The organism is Robinsoniella peoriensis (assembly GCF_000797495.1).
In the GTDB taxonomy this organism is placed as follows: domain Bacteria; phylum Bacillota; class Clostridia; order Lachnospirales; family Lachnospiraceae; genus Robinsoniella; species Robinsoniella peoriensis.
Window position 1 is genome coordinate 268,721 of sequence record NZ_JTGN01000003.1, and the last position, 15,261, is coordinate 283,981.

The 15,261-nt window shown below is 35.1% G+C and carries 10 protein-coding genes; 5 read left to right on the top strand and 5 right to left on the bottom strand.

Translation table 11 applies throughout. The features are described 5' to 3' along the window. Positions 1-154 precede the first annotated feature (154 nt). The 3 genes from QR40_RS07710 to QR40_RS07720 all read left to right on the top strand — a co-directional run bounded on the left by QR40_RS07710 (position 155) and on the right by QR40_RS07720 (position 5,410). Complete coding sequence (locus QR40_RS07710; RefSeq protein ID WP_044294221.1) at positions 155-1,393, top strand: hypothetical protein; 1,239 nt, start codon at positions 155-157, stop codon at positions 1,391-1,393. 282 nt (positions 1,394-1,675) lie between these two features. Further along, positions 1,676-2,413: a TRADD-N-associated membrane domain-containing protein gene (locus tag QR40_RS07715; RefSeq protein ID WP_044294222.1), complete on the top strand. Its 738-nt coding sequence runs from the start codon at positions 1,676-1,678 to the stop codon at positions 2,411-2,413. Between the two features lie 243 nt (positions 2,414-2,656). Continuing rightward, positions 2,657-5,410 carry an AAA family ATPase gene (locus tag QR40_RS07720; RefSeq protein WP_044294223.1) on the top strand — a complete coding sequence of 918 codons (2,754 nt, stop codon included), beginning with the start codon at positions 2,657-2,659 and terminating at the stop codon, positions 5,408-5,410. Between the two features lie 326 nt (positions 5,411-5,736). On the opposite strand, the gene QR40_RS31695 is transcribed toward QR40_RS07720, so the two are convergent. After that, the gene (locus tag QR40_RS31695; protein ID WP_160295782.1) at positions 5,737-5,883 is read right to left on the bottom strand and encodes a P-loop NTPase family protein; all 147 of its coding nucleotides are present in this window, start codon (positions 5,881-5,883) and stop codon (positions 5,737-5,739) included. Between the two features lie 509 nt (positions 5,884-6,392). On the opposite strand from QR40_RS31695, the gene asnB reads away from it, so the two are divergent. Continuing rightward, entirely contained in the window at positions 6,393-7,931 is a 1,539-nt protein-coding gene (asnB, locus tag QR40_RS07725; protein ID WP_044294224.1) for an asparagine synthase (glutamine-hydrolyzing), read from the top strand. A gap of 212 nt (positions 7,932-8,143) precedes the next feature. On the opposite strand, the gene QR40_RS07730 is transcribed toward asnB, so the two are convergent. Beyond that, positions 8,144-9,034: an AraC family transcriptional regulator gene (locus tag QR40_RS07730; protein ID WP_044294225.1), complete on the bottom strand. Its 891-nt coding sequence runs from the start codon at positions 9,032-9,034 to the stop codon at positions 8,144-8,146. 657 nt (positions 9,035-9,691) lie between these two features. Here QR40_RS07730 and QR40_RS07735 point away from each other — a divergent pair. Then, complete coding sequence (locus QR40_RS07735; protein ID WP_044294226.1) at positions 9,692-12,271, top strand: zinc-ribbon domain-containing protein; 2,580 nt, start codon at positions 9,692-9,694, stop codon at positions 12,269-12,271. Positions 12,272-12,369: 98 nt separating this feature from the next. On the opposite strand, the gene QR40_RS29630 is transcribed toward QR40_RS07735, so the two are convergent. From QR40_RS29630 to QR40_RS07750, 3 genes are all read right to left on the bottom strand, one after another. Continuing rightward, positions 12,370-13,560, bottom strand: coding sequence for a GGDEF domain-containing protein (locus tag QR40_RS29630; protein ID WP_052430744.1), 1,191 nt, complete (start codon positions 13,558-13,560; stop codon positions 12,370-12,372). A gap of 418 nt (positions 13,561-13,978) precedes the next feature. Next, the gene (locus QR40_RS07745; protein ID WP_044294227.1) at positions 13,979-14,218 is read right to left on the bottom strand and encodes a hypothetical protein; all 240 of its coding nucleotides are present in this window, start codon (positions 14,216-14,218) and stop codon (positions 13,979-13,981) included. Positions 14,219-14,345: 127 nt separating this feature from the next. Further along, a complete protein-coding gene (locus tag QR40_RS07750) occupies positions 14,346-15,257 on the bottom strand; it encodes a MerR family transcriptional regulator (protein WP_044294228.1) in 912 nt (303 codons plus the stop codon). Positions 15,258-15,261: the final 4 nt, after the last annotated feature.

The window sequence follows — 15,261 nt, forward strand, 5'->3', positions numbered from 1 at the left end:
TATAAATTATTAGAGAATGAACTAATGTTCCTATCGTTAAATTTGGGGTTTAGCTTTTCGGGTTAAAACGGTTATACACAATTTATCTGTATTTTTAGTTAGGGGCGTGATATAATAAAAAATATCTTTGTATAAATAAATGTGAGGAAGTGCCATGAAGGATAGCAAATTACGGGATGAAGTTATTAGTCACTATTTGAATTCAAGTAGTTTTAATGGTTTGCCTATTTACGAAATAGAAAATTATGATGTAAATGAGATGATAGAATTAATCAAAGATGGATTTGTACAAGCAATTTCCGAAGTTGATGTGTTGAATCCTCATATCAAAGGATTTGATTTAGAATTATCTAAGGAACATCAAATAGTAAATGCAAGGAATACTGATGGACATACATGTTTTTATCCAACAGATATGGCATTAGAAGGAATCCAAATTGATTATCAGAAACCATATACCGTTCTTTTACAAAGAGGCAAGGAAAAGTTCGAAGTAATTTTTTTTGATATAGAAATATTAGAAAGATATATTAATAATCCTAAGTTTTTAGTTATGGATAATGGGTATAGAGGTACTATATGTATTAAAGATGAATTTTATAAAGAAAGTTCTTCAAACGAATATATTAAGGATTATGGTATGGCATATATAGAGGGAGAAAAACTAAATAGGGCAATAGGAGTCTTTGTAATAGATTTGGCTAAATTATCGCCTAAGATTCAGATGCTTTGGAAAGGTTTTGAGTTAGAAAATCAAAATAATTGTAAAGTCAGTGAGGGGTTTATTAAAAATTTGATTATGGGAGAATGGGTCACCCAATACTGGATATTTCATGCTCTTTTAGGGGAAATGAAAGTGATTAATAATCTTTGTGGAGCAATGAATATTCCTAAATTATTTTCACATACATATGGAACATTTTATACAGATATGCCAGAGGGATATAGAAATATACTATTGCCAACAATGAAAAATTATTATGATTTTGTATTAGTGCTTGAAAAATTGGTAGTACACAATATTTCGATAAAAGCATTTCAAAAAGATTCTGTACTTATAAGAGGAATTGAACGAAAAGATGAGGAAGGGAAGGATAAGGGGAGTATTGTAATGTTCAAAGAGTGGCTTCTGCAAAATGTTCAAGCCAATTTTGACGTAGATGAAGTTATAATTAAACCAATCAAACAGGTAAGAAAGATTAGACAGGTTCCTGCACATGAATTAACTAATAATAGTTACAATGTAGATGTATATGAAAAGCAGAAAGAATTGATGGTAGATATATATGGTTCCATTAGGGCAATAAGAATTTTGCTTAGGGGACATCCACTTACAAAAGATGTGGAGATTCCGGATTATTTAAAAGATGGAAAGAACATTGTATTTTACTAACACATGTACAAAAGCATTTCTAAATAGTGGCAACAATTTGACAACAGAAAATCAGTAAGCTAGAATACATGATGTACTTGAAGTAAAAAAGACGTGAATCCGCATAAAATTTAATAGAAATAGTTAAGAAAAACAAAGGACACGCCGAATTTGATTAAACTAAATTTTGGCACAAATTATTTTATATAGCAGGTAGTCCATAGGAGTGCCTGCTGTATATATATTCTTGCAGATTGGTACAAAAAAAGCTGCAAATTCAATAATACTTAGGAGAAAGAAGTTATGGAGGAAAGACCGGCAAAGAGTGAAGTTAATAAGGCTGAACAGAAGGTACAGAAAAAATCAGAAAAAGATAGAAACGGAATAATAGGTGGTCTTGTATTTGGCATCCTTTTAGTATTTCTTGCTTTTCAAATATATGATAAGATATTTGATTTCCCAATTGGACAGATGCTAGTATATATAATAGGCTTTTTGGCATTTATTTGCTTTATGGTATCTGTAAGCAGTTTCTTCGATTTGAAAGAATCAAAGAAAATGGAAAAATTAGAAGAAGAGGCTCGTATAGAGGAAAAAGAGTTTTCAGAAATAGATCCAGAGAAAAGAGCCTTGAGAGCAGAAAAAATGTTTAGAATGAATCAAAAGGAGTTAATGAGATATTATGATATGAATTTAACTCAAACGAAATTTCTCTCTGTACTTGGTATTATAATGGTTATATTTGGTATACTGATAGTAGGAGTAACCTTGTATATGTATACGTCTTTTGAAACGGATGAGATTCTGTTAGTAGTAGGGAGTCTAAGTGGGATTGCTGTAGATTTTATTGGAGCGATTTTTATTAAGATGTATACTAAAAATATAGAGGCAGCTGTTAAGTTTCATGCAAAATTTGCAGAAAGTAACAATCTTTTGCTTGCAAATTCAATTGCCAATAAAATAGAGGATGGCAAGATTAGAGAGAGCACTTTATCAGATATATCCAAAAAAATTATTTTATCAAAAAATACAATGGAGTAATGGCAACATATTGGCAACAGAAAATCAGTAAGCCAGAATAAATGATGTAATTGAAGTAAAAAGTGGCGTATATTATTGGATTAATACCCATGGCAGATTGAGAGTGTTCCTTTTTAACGAAATATGGTATAATTTAGAAAAGAAAATAGAAGTGTAGAAAATTACGAATAGAGAATTCGTATTAAAGTAAAAGATACAATGTATTTAAAAGAAATAAAAGTACAGTATTAGGGAGAAAACATTATGTTGGAAAAGGTAAAAGGGATTTCTGTTCAGGGTAGATGTTTTGAAGATATAGCGAATCTAGAATTTTATCCTAATGAAAAAGATAGAATAGCTATTATATATGGTAAAAATGGTAGTGGTAAGAGCACAATATCTGAAGGAATTCTTGCGTCAAATTTGCAAAACGATGTCTCAGATATTTCAGTTTCTTTTTTGAGCAATGATCAGGAGATGCCATCAATTACAAGCGTTTCAGTGTTCAATGAGTGCTATATAGATAAAAATGTCAAGATAGAGGAAGATGCGTTAGGCACAATTATTTTACTTGGGGGACGTGTTGATTTAGAAGATGAAATTAACAAAAAGAAAAAGGATAGAGAAGATATAAAAAATGACTTAGCCTTAAAAAAAGCAGATCTTGATCAGTGTGGTGATAAAAAAAATCCACTTAGTCCATTATATCACATGGAAAGAATCAAAAAAATTCTAAAACAACCTAGTGGATGGGCGGAAATTGATTCGAAAATCAAAGGAAGTCGTGTTAATAGTTCCGTAACCGATGCAGTAATTAATGAGATAAGCACAATGTCTACCGAATTAAGTATTCCTGAATTGAAAAAAAAGCTTGATGAAACTCGGAATCTCTTAAATAAAATTCAAACGACAGAAAAATATATGAATAAAATAAAACAAATTAATCATGAAGTAGAAAAAGAAGAATTAATTTGTAAGGTATTGGAAAAATTAATAAAAAAACCTGTTTTAACAGAACGCGAAAAGTTGATTATCTTAGCGATAGAGCAGGGGCAGCAGGTTAATGTGGAAGAAGCCAGAGCAAAATTTGTGGATAATCAAGTAAAGCATTGTCCGTATTGTTTTCAATTGGTTACAGATGAATATAAGAGTGATTTAATTGCAAGCATAGATCAAGTTTTAAATAAAGATGTTGATGAGCATAAAACAGAGCTAAATGAGATAGTATTTCCGCAATTGGTTGACGATTATGAGCAGTATATAACGTTGGATTCAGAACTTGTAAATAAGATTTTGAATCAGCTGGAAATCTGTAAGACTATTATTGAACAATATAAAGGGTATATTAAAGAAAAAACTAATAATATATATACAATAATTGATATAAGTCGATTAGGTTTATCCGAAAATATTGAACAACTTAATGTACTACTGTATAAGTTGGAAGAAAAGCGTAGACAATTCAATGAAGCATCGAGCAAAATCGAATCAACGAAAAAGCAATTGATTAATATAAATAAATTGATAGCACATCACCAAATTGCGCAAAATCTAGACGATTATAATAATCAATTGCATGAACATAGACTACGTAAGAATACATACGATGATAAAAATAATGCTTATAAAAAAATATGTGATGAAATTTTACAACTTGAGGCAGAAAAAAGTAGTATAGGATTAGCTATTGGTGCTATAAACAATGCTCTTGATTATGTGTTTTTTACAAAAGGAAGACTATCAATAGAACTTAGAAACAACAAATATTATTTAAAGTCAAAGGGTCATGATGTTAAACCTAAAAAAATTTCTTTGGGGGAAAGAAATATAATTGCATTATGTTACTTTTTTACACAGATTATGGAGAACCAAGAGGTAGTACAAGCTTATCAGAATGAGAAAATGGTAATAATTGATGATCCTATATCAAGTTTTGATTTTGAAAATAAAGTAGGGATAATGTCTTTCTTGCGGTATCAAATAAATAGAATTATACGAGCAAATAGTCAAAGCAAGTTATTAATCTTATCACATGATCTTGTTACAGTATTTGACTTAAGAAAAGCTGTTGATGAGATATGTGTTGCAACCAAAAAGGATGCTGGTGTAGGTCATACCACTTATTCAGTGTTTGAGCTAGTAGATAATGGGCTTAATGCGTTTAAAAATAAGCGGAGCGAATATAGTGAGTTATTACAAATCATTTATGTATATGCCAAAAGCTCTGGTGATGAAGGGAATATTACTATAGGGAATACAATGCGCCGTGCATTAGAGGCATTTTCGACATTTAATTATAGAACAAGTATACAAGATGTTTCATGTGATGCTAATGTGCTGAAGACGTTAGGAGATCATTCTAGTTATTTCGAAAACTTAATGTATCGATTGGTTTTGCATAATGAAAGTCATTATGAAGAACAAATATATAATTTACACGATAATGCTAATTTTTATAATTATATATCAGAAAGTGAAAAAAGGCGAACAGCAAGAGATGTTCTTTGCTTTATGTTTTTTATTAATCCGGATCATATCAAAGCACACTTGAAAAATGTGAGTAATGCTATTAAGGACATTGAAGGATGGGCGAAAAGTATACCTAGTAATGCGACATTTGAAATAAAGGAAACTCAACTAGAAGAAATGAAGCCAAGAGTTATTAAATTATATGATTTACCGCTTTCTGCAGGATTGGGTAATAGTATCCTTGAGGATAATGTTCCTTATAAAGATTATGAAACAGATAATGAAAAGTGTGATTTTGCTCTGAAAATCAGAGGGAATAGTATGGAGCCTATTATAAAAGATGGAAACATTGTTCTGATAAAAGAATGTAATATGCTTGAAGAGGGGCAAATTGGAGCTTTTTATCATAACGGAGAGGTTTATTGTAAGAGAATACAACATAATGAAAAAAATACATATATGGTCTCTATAAATAGTGATTATCCAGATATAATGATTGATGAATATGATAATTTTAAGGTGTATGGTAAAGTAGTTGAGATCAAATAGTAATTCTTTCACAAAATATAAAATCTATAAATAGGAATGAGTTCATTTTAAGTACAGTTATTGGGATGGTCAAAGAAACGGAGAATAATATAATGAAAATGGATACTAATTGATCTATAAATGCAATATCAAATAACAGAATTATATTATAATGAGACGAGTTTAAATAGCGTCTGAAAACAAGGAACCACAGTGTTTATGCGGTTTCCAAGCATTTTATATTATAACCGCTCGGTGACATTAATATGACATTAATTGGCGCTATAAGCCCAAAATTAAGAATACAGCCGCTCCATGGTATAAAATGGAGCGGTTGCTTTTTACAGTTATTCTAGTGGTAATCCATAGCTTGTGAGACAGTAGACAATTCCACAGATTTCCAAATAATCCGCTTGAAAGATTTCTACAACAGCAAGCTCAGTTTCATTTTTTGTATCTAACTCAACTTCATTCTTAAATTCTTTTATTGTCACAAAGGATTTCTCTCTCTTTTCCCGATCTCGATAAATTTTTTCATTGCCTATATCAATAATAGCTGGGTACTCTTAAATAAGGTTCTGAAATTGATGGAGGAAGCCGAGCAATTGATCTTTTACAGAGACATTCCAGGATAAACCGTGAACTTTTAAGGTATTTAATTGTGTGAAAAGCATCTTTTCCTTATCTAGGTAAAGATGAGTATAAGTTTCCAAACATGGTAAGGTCACAGTTCCGGTACATACAGAAGACTTCCCGAGAGTTACTTTAATTGGTATCCCCAAACAAGCGGGACTCATTAAGAGTCTGGCCTCATAAAAATATAAAGGAAGTGGTGTAAATGCGCAATCCCCTCATCCCCACATTTCTACAAAATCCCCCATATTTCTCACGTTTTCTTGCTGAATCCTCAATACTATGCTAAAATAAACAAGTAAATCAAACAAATATCCTGGTTGGAAGCGACAAACCAGAAAAAGATACTATATATGAGAGGGATACACACATGATAAAAATAAAAGAATACAGAGGCCATATCCGCAATTGGGAAGCACTTTGCAAGCAACTGGACATTGACCCTACTTTATCAAGAGAAAACCGTGAACATACAATTTTAGCAAAAGCATACGAAACCTGGGGAAGTGACATGGCAAACCACATGCATGGCATGTTTGCGTTTGCACTTTGGGATGATGAAAAAGAGCAGCTTTTCTGTCTGAGAGATCAGTTTGGAACGAAGCCATTTTATTATTATGAGACGGAAGATGGAGAACTTCTCTATGGTACGTCTATTCGTAAGATTTTGGAAATGCCGGGATTTGTGAAAGAATTGAATGAAGAGATGCTGCAGTTGTATTTGAGCCTTACCTATGTGGCGGGAGAGAATACGTTCTTCCGTGGCCTGAAAAAGCTGATGCCCGGACGTTATATGGTCTGGGAAAAGGGGAGGCTGAAGATTGAACGTTACTGGTCTCCGGAATTTCATCCGGATGAGAGTAAGTCTCTTGAGGAATGGGCAGATGAGATTCATACTACGCTTCAGAAGATTATGCCTGAGGTAAAGTCGGCGGATGAGTCGGCGGAATCATTTTTATCCGGAGGGGTTGATTCTTCTTACGTCCTGGCTATGTCCGATGTAGAGATGACGGATTCCTGCGGTTATGAAGAAGAACGGTTTGATGAGTCAAAACTGGCACAGCAGACGGCTGAAATTCTTAGACGTAAGAGTTCCAGACGTGTGATTACCCCAGAAGAATATTTTGAAACAGTTCCCTATGTTATGTATAATATGGAACAGCCGCTTGGGGATGCTTCTGCTATTGTTTTTGCCATTGGATGTAAGGCGGCAGCCGAGCACACGAAGATTTGTTACTCCGGAGAGGGAGCAGACGAATTCTTTGGCGGATATAATATGTATCGTAACGCGGAACGCTATGGGGAAAATTTGAAGACGTTTTATGTGGGAAATACCAATATCATGAAGGAAGATGAGAAGCGGAGGATTCTGAAAAAGTATGATCCGGATGTTCTTCCGATTGAACTTGCTGAGAGAATTTATGAGGAAACAGAAGGTCTGGATCCTCTTACGAAGATGTCGGCTGTAGATATTCAGATTTGGCTGGAAGGGGACATTTATTTTAATGTAGACAATATGAGTACGGCTGCTGGCCTGGAAATCAGAATGCCCCTTACGGATACTAGAATATTTGACATTGCATCACGGATGCCTTCTAAATATAAAGTTAATGAGGAGCAGAATAAAGTGGCGTTCCGTACAGCTGCTGCAAAAGTTCTGCCGGATGAAATTGCTTTTCGTAAAAAGCTTGGGTTTATTGTGCCGATTCGGATTTGGATGGCAGATGATAGATATAATCAGGATGTTCGGGAAAAATTCCGCAGCGAGATGGCAGAAAAATTCTTTGACGTAGAGGAAATTAATGGGATATTTGCGGACTATATCGCAGGAAACTCCGATAACTGGAGAAAGATTTGGACTATTTATACATTCTTAGTATGGTATGAATTATATTTTGTGAAATGTTAGAAGATATAATCAGATAGTTGCAGTGACGTGAAGCTGTAAATGACGTATTTTCTTACTTTAACCTGAAATTAGGGGGGATTGTATGGAACTGAAACCCCATATAATCCCCCCTAAATGCTATCATATAGCTGAGTCAAGACTTGATTTTAGAAAGCAAGTAAAGCAAGTTTAAAAGATTATTCAAAAAAATTATCTTCAACTAAGCTATAACCTTATTTTTGTTTGACCGGAATCCAAATCTCACTTTCATAATCTAACTCTGCCATATCACCTTTACTATACCATTCGATATTTGCCCCCATTGCAATTTCATATTCGCTGTTACCTGGCAGCCATTCACTGAATATTTTTGTATTTATGGATTGTAAGGATTCGGGAAGAGGTCCTTTGCAGGAAAATTTTGCCCATAACAGTTCCGGAAATTCGTATATAATCATGCCTTCCGGGATTTTTCCGTCGTTATAATGACCGCCAATAATATATCGGAAATTTTCTTCTGAGCCCAGATCATCAATGCAGATGCCATATTCGCCTATACAGCAATTGCAGATAGTTTCTTCTATATCACCTTCAGGCTGTTCTTTTGAATAAAGTGGAAGGAGATATGTTTGGGCAAAGTTATTCCAGGTTTTTGGAATTACCTGATAAGAGGTATCAAAGGGAACTTCATTTTGAAAACCGATTACTTTAAAACTTTTCATTTTCTCAACCGTATAATTCATGTTATTGCCTCCTTGAATACTTATTTTTATTTTCAAAGGCAGAAAGATATTGATTTTTGCAGGATTCTTTCTCAGTTCCCGTGGAGCTAGTCCATGAAAACGGACAAAGGCTTTTGTGAAGCTTTCGGGTGTTTCGTATCCATACTTATAGGAAAGGTCTATGATTTTGTCTCTGTGGGCGATGACATCCAGTGCAGCCAGGTAAAGCCGGCGGTTTTTGATATATTCTGAGATGGAATATCCGGTCATAAGTTTAAAACCTTTTTGCAAATAGAAGTTAGAAATTCCTATCTTTTTTGAAATATGTTGTATGTTTTCCTGATCCAGTAAATGGGTTTCTATATAGGAAATTGTTTTTTTAATACTTTCGGTCCATTCCATGTGATTCTCCTTTTGCCTTTGTAGATTTATCATAACAGTATAGGTTCCGTTTTTCCTGTTTTTATTTGCACAGATTTGGTAGTATTTAATAAGTCATTTTTTAAATGCTGATTAAATTGACTTGTTATGATTACAGCTTTTATAGATATATATTGTAGCTTAGTAAGGCAATAATGAAAACCTATAATTATAAATATGTGCAATATTTATACAAAATCTTCGCGGTAAAAAACATGAAGTCTAAGGAGCAGAAAATAATCTATTAATAAAAGTAAAAGAAAGTCCGCCATTAAGATTATAGATCGATTATTTTTATGATATAAATCGAATAGCTTTTACGATTACAAGTAGTAAGGATGACGTCGGAGAATAATTATGAGATAATGATAAAAAGTAAGTATGAAATGCAATGAAAATAAAACAATGAAAAGCAAGAGTGAAAGGCAATAGTAAAAACCAATAATAAAAAGCAGCAAAAGCAATTATGAAGGTAATAATAAAAAGCAGCAAGTGCAATTATGAAGGTAAAATTAAAAAGCAGCAAAAGCAATTATAAAGATAAAAATTATATTATTTCCATTCAGGAACAAATTATGAAACAATGAGATATGATCCAGTCGATCATAAACATAATACCAAAAAAGAAGAGTGATAAAAATGAAGCTATCTTTTAAAGACTACTGCATAAAATACCACAAAGAAGAAATGATCAGTCAATGGGATTACGATACAAATAAACAATCACCAGGTGAGGTACCAAGCAGTTCTAAAATACCTGTGGCATGGAAGTGTGGAAAAGGTCATAGCTGGACCATGTCTCCAGCGTGGCGGACCAGATGTAAAAACACGGACTGTCCTTATTGTTCCCGCAGGCGGGCATCATCCGAATATAATTTAGCGATTACTGATCCTAAAATGCTGGATTTCTGGGATTATGACAGAAATAAAGTATTGCCGGAAGAAGTTCTTCCTCGCTCTAAAGTAAAATATTGGTGGAAATGCGGCAAGGGGCATTCATGGTCTTTGGGACCAAATGAGCAGTACCGCTTAGAGGGGTGTCCTTATTGTAATGGAAGCAGAGTCAGTGAGGACTATAATTTAGAAGCACTTTTTCCGGAAATAGCGAAAGAATGGGATTATAAGAAGAATAAATTGAATCCCAAAGAGGTCCATCCTTACAGCGGGAAAAAGGTGTTTTGGGTATGTAGTTTTAATCAGTCTCATAAATGGCAGGCTGTTATTGTTAACAGGACAAAAAATGCTCAGGGATGTCCGGAATGTAATAAGCAAAGTAAGTCATCTTTTCCTGAACAGGCTGTTTTTTATTATATGAAGAAGTTTTTTCCCGATTGCCAGAACCGTGCTATGATCAGTGGTTTTGAAGTAGATATCTATATACCGGATTTTAAATTGGGGATTGAATATAATGGGGTTTTCCATGAGATTTATAACCGGGAAGCATTTGATAAAAAGAAAGTGGAATACTTGCGTAGGCAAGGGATGGATATTTTGACAATCAGGGAGTGCAAGAATCAGACCGGGACTCAAAATAAGAGTCAGTGCAGCGAACAAAGTATGATGCAAAGAAAAGGTGATTATCACATCCAGAACGCTAATCACATCCAGAACACCAACCACATCCAGAACACCAATCACGATATGAGTCATTGCCATACTCGAAACGGTCACCCTTCTTCTCAGTCCTTAAAGCAGTTCACATTTACCAGCCAGAGCCAATGTAATAACGAGGAAGACAGCCCAGAAGACAGCCCCGAAGAAGAAAAGCAGAAAATCCTGGAAACCGGAGAAATAACATGCCAGGTGGATGCATCCTATAAATATATGGATGAGGTTATTTCTAAAATTTTCGAATACATTAATGTAAAATATTATTTGGGTACGAATGGGGAAATTAATGCGGATATTGATGTGAACCGGGACAGGCATTACATTCGTACGCTTCTTGTTAATGGGAGAAAAGAGAACAGCCTGGCATCCAGGTATCCGAAACTTGCCAGGGAGTGGCACAAGGAAGCGAATTGGCCTATTACGCCGGAGATGGTCAGCTTTGGTGAAGGATCACCATATGTGTGGAAATGTGAATATGGTCATGTATGGAAGGCGACACCCAATAAGAGAACGAATCGAAATCAGAATTGTCCGTACTGTTCTGGGCATCGGGTAAGTAATGAAAACAGGCTTTCCAAAGTAAAGCCCGGGATTGCTAAAATGTGGGATAAGGCCAAGAATGGTAAACTCACCCCGGATGATGTAGCGGTAAATTCTCATATAAATGTCAGCTGGAAATGTGAAAAGGGCCATTTGTGGCAAAGATCAGTGAAAGAAATGGTTAGGAGCGGCAGATGTCCATATTGTAGTGGCAGAAGATTTACGAAGGAAAATAGTCTGGCTGAAAAATATCCCCAGCTGCTGGAGCAATGGGACTGGGACAAAAATGATATTTCTCCATGGGAGATTTCTTATGGGAATAAGGTGGAGGCATGGTGGATTTGTGATAAGGGGCATTCCTGGAAAGCGCGGGTGGCTAACCGGAGTATGTTAGACAGAGGCTGTCCATATTGCAGCAAACGTCTGGCCACAGAGGATGAAAACTTTGCTATCCAATATCCGGAACTGGCTAAGGAATGGAATTATACCAGGAATGGAAAGTTAAATCCTCAGGATGTACGTCCCAGATCTAATAAAAAGGTATGGTGGATCTGTCCTCAGGGACACGAATGGGAATGCGAAATTAATAATCGTGTTATGGGATGTAAATGCCCGAAATGCCGCAGCAGGTACGTGCGCAATGGTGAAAGTCTGATTAAAATGTATCCGGATGTTGCAGTGCGCTGGAATTATAATAGAAATGGTGATCTGAATCCTTCCATTGTTTCTGCTAAATCCGGGGAAAAGGTCTGGTGGCAGTGTCCGGACTATCCCCATCATGAATGGCAGCGAAGGATTGCCCACGAGGTGGAAAGCAAAAGGGGGTGTCCATATTGTGCGGGATACCGTGTGTGTAAAGAAAATTCCCTGGCTTCATTATATCCAGAATTGGTAAAAGAATGGGATGATCGGGAAAACGGAACATTAAATGCCCATGATGTTCTCTATAAGAGTCATAAAGTTGTTGGATGGATTTGTGAGGAGGGACATCGCTGGAAAGCAAGTGTAATAAGCCGAACCAGAGATAAAAAACAGTGTCCGCATTGCAGAAAAGAGAGTAGAAGATAATTAGATAATACAGTGGGAACGACAGGCTTTTTGACGTGTAAATGAAAGCCTGCGTTCCATCTTTTTATAAGAAATCATACTAATATTTTTATGACATTTTATGTTTCTGTGATTAAATCTGAACTTATAATGCGGTTACGCCCTGCCTTTTTAGCCTCATATAAAGCATCGTCTGCATATTTAATCGCTGCCTCAATATGATCCATAGGTTTCAGATTACCATACCAGAGTCCGGCACTGACCGTGACGTATTTCTCTTTTACATCGTCTCTTTCGATGTGATCTTTTTTTATGGATGAAAGTAGATTTTGAGCAAAATGCTCAGCATCAAATGCCTGCTCTGAAATCTTGATAATAAGGAATTCTTCGCCTCCATATCGGATAGGAGAGGCATCTTCTCTTAAACTGATAGTTCGGATGATCCCGGCTATCCTCTGCAAACAAACATCGCCCTGAACATGACCGTATAAATCATTATATTGTTTGAAATAATCAATATCCAGCATCAGGCACATACCATAGTAACCTTTTGTCCGCGCACTGGCAAATAACGGATATATATTATTTAATAAATAATGGCGGTTATTAAGTCCGGTTAACTGGTCAATATTAACCAGCTCAACCAACAGATCGTTTTTCCTCTGTATTTCATCATACTGCCGGGAAATAATGTCCCGGTCGCAAAATTCGATTGCGGTGCTGCGATAATATCGATATGAAATAAAAAAGGATAGAACAGTTACTAAAATGCCATTTACAATATAGCCAAACATATTATTATTTGAATTGGCAAACTTAATGGAAATAAAAACCAGGGAAAGCCAGGTACAGCCAAAGATTGCTGCACTTTCCAGGGGAGTAAGCAATAAAAATGCCGCCGTTGTTGGGAGCAGATAGCAGTATACGGATAAACTTTTGCCGCCCAGCAGTTCCATACAGGTGATACCCAGTACCCATAGACATAAACAGGCAGTATAAATTCTGCGAAGCCAGAAAAACTGGCTGTACTTTTTTCGATTCACGGTATAAGGGTACAAAACAACTGCGATGCAGGTAACAACAAACAGAAACACGTACAAACTGAAATACCCCATGGTTCGCGTAAACTCAAATGACAGATGCTTGCTGTTCATAAAAACAATTATCATGACCAATTGTATAAGCGCTACAATAATGGCAATATTCTTTTCTGTTGCGTAGACCTTTAATGGTATATATTCCTGGAAGCGTTTTTTCTGTTCAGGGGTTAACTGAACTACGATATCCAATTTCTTATTAGTCTTATCCACGTCTTATCCTCCCAGTGCCATGTTCCCACTAATTAATTAATATTAATCGCTAAAGATATCCATATTATAATGTATCTGAATAGTAGTTGGCAATATTAAATTTGTAAATATTATAAAGAAATGAACATTCGTCTTTTCAGTTATCTAAGGGGCTTCTGCTAATAATTTCTGAAAGGGGTATGATGAGAGGCGTAGAAGAATGAAATGAAGCATTTATCCGAACAGAACGGAAGAATATTGCAGCATTAAAAAGAATGTGTTTCTATGTGAATGTCAGGTATTGTAATCAACTATTTTATAGGGTTAATCAGTGTACTTGTTCTAAATAAGGTAGAGATGCGCCAAATTCAGGACGTGTAACAGTCTACACGGACTAAATTTGACGCATTTCCACTGCAGGGTGGGGCATGCAAAGGAATTATTCAAAATATTCCCCTACATTATGGTTATTATACTGCTTTTTGACTTTAATAATAATAGAACCATCCGGCTGAGAATGCTCTTCTATTATCTTATACTTCGTTCTATTATGGTCCAGCTGTATTTTATATTTTTCATATTCCTGCTGAACTTCTTTTTTTGCTTTTGCAGAACCAATACCATCTTTTAATATAAAGTGAATTGTCTGTTCCAGACATGCTGATTTAATACGTTTCATATTTTATCCCTCCAATTTTTTAAAAGAATTTTATCATAATAGATTTGGAAATTCAAAGGACAAAATAAACAAATTCCTGTATAATTTTATTAATAAAAACTGCTAAAAGGGCATTGGAGGAGTTATATTATTTACTTTGGGATTCTGCTTTTTTCTTCATTATCAGGTTGTATTTTGAATCATAATACAGGCCCAGGTCCTTACATATGCGATTGTTTATATCCATAAGTGCATCATGATATTCTTTGTATTTTGGAGATAATGCGATCATATTTGGGATGAAAATATCATTATATCCCTGATCCTGAAGGTTTCTCATATAACGACGCTGTGAGATGAATGCCGGGTGGTATTTATAGAGAAAACTATTTTTTAACTTTACATTTTTCTTTGTCTGGTCACGAAGTTTTGCATATTCTTCTTCAGTGGGATGCAAATATTGCTGCAGTTGATGTTCCATTCTGGAGACCATTTGTTTTATGGATGATTTAGGCGTAAAGCGATACATAAAGTAACTGATACATTTTATAAACAGAGGAATCTTGATATCTGCATTATCCCAGAATTCAATAATATTTTTATATGCCTGCTGCTGTTCCGGAGTTGTAATCTGTATCTGCAGATATGGTAAAAAATGATTCATGAAGTAATATCCATAAAATCCTGGAACCATATCCTGCAATGCCTGTGCAATCGTCTTATAGTCAATGATTTGATTGACGGCATCTGCATCGTGATTACGGATGAAGGAATACAAGGCATCTAATTCCTCTTGTTCGGATTGATGCGATTGGAACTTGTCGTTGTAGATCTGTTCCAGAAGCGCTTTGTCTTTTGAATGCAGGAGAGTTTTGATATCCTGAATACTGATTCCTAATTTACGGTATATGGAAATCTCCTTTAAGGTAAGAATATTCTCTTCGGTATAATTGCGGTATCCGTTTCCATCCTTAGCTACCCGCAGCAGCCCCTGTTCTTCATAATATTTGACCGCACGTTTGCTGAGATCTACTTGTTGGATGACTTCATTAATTAACATGGCA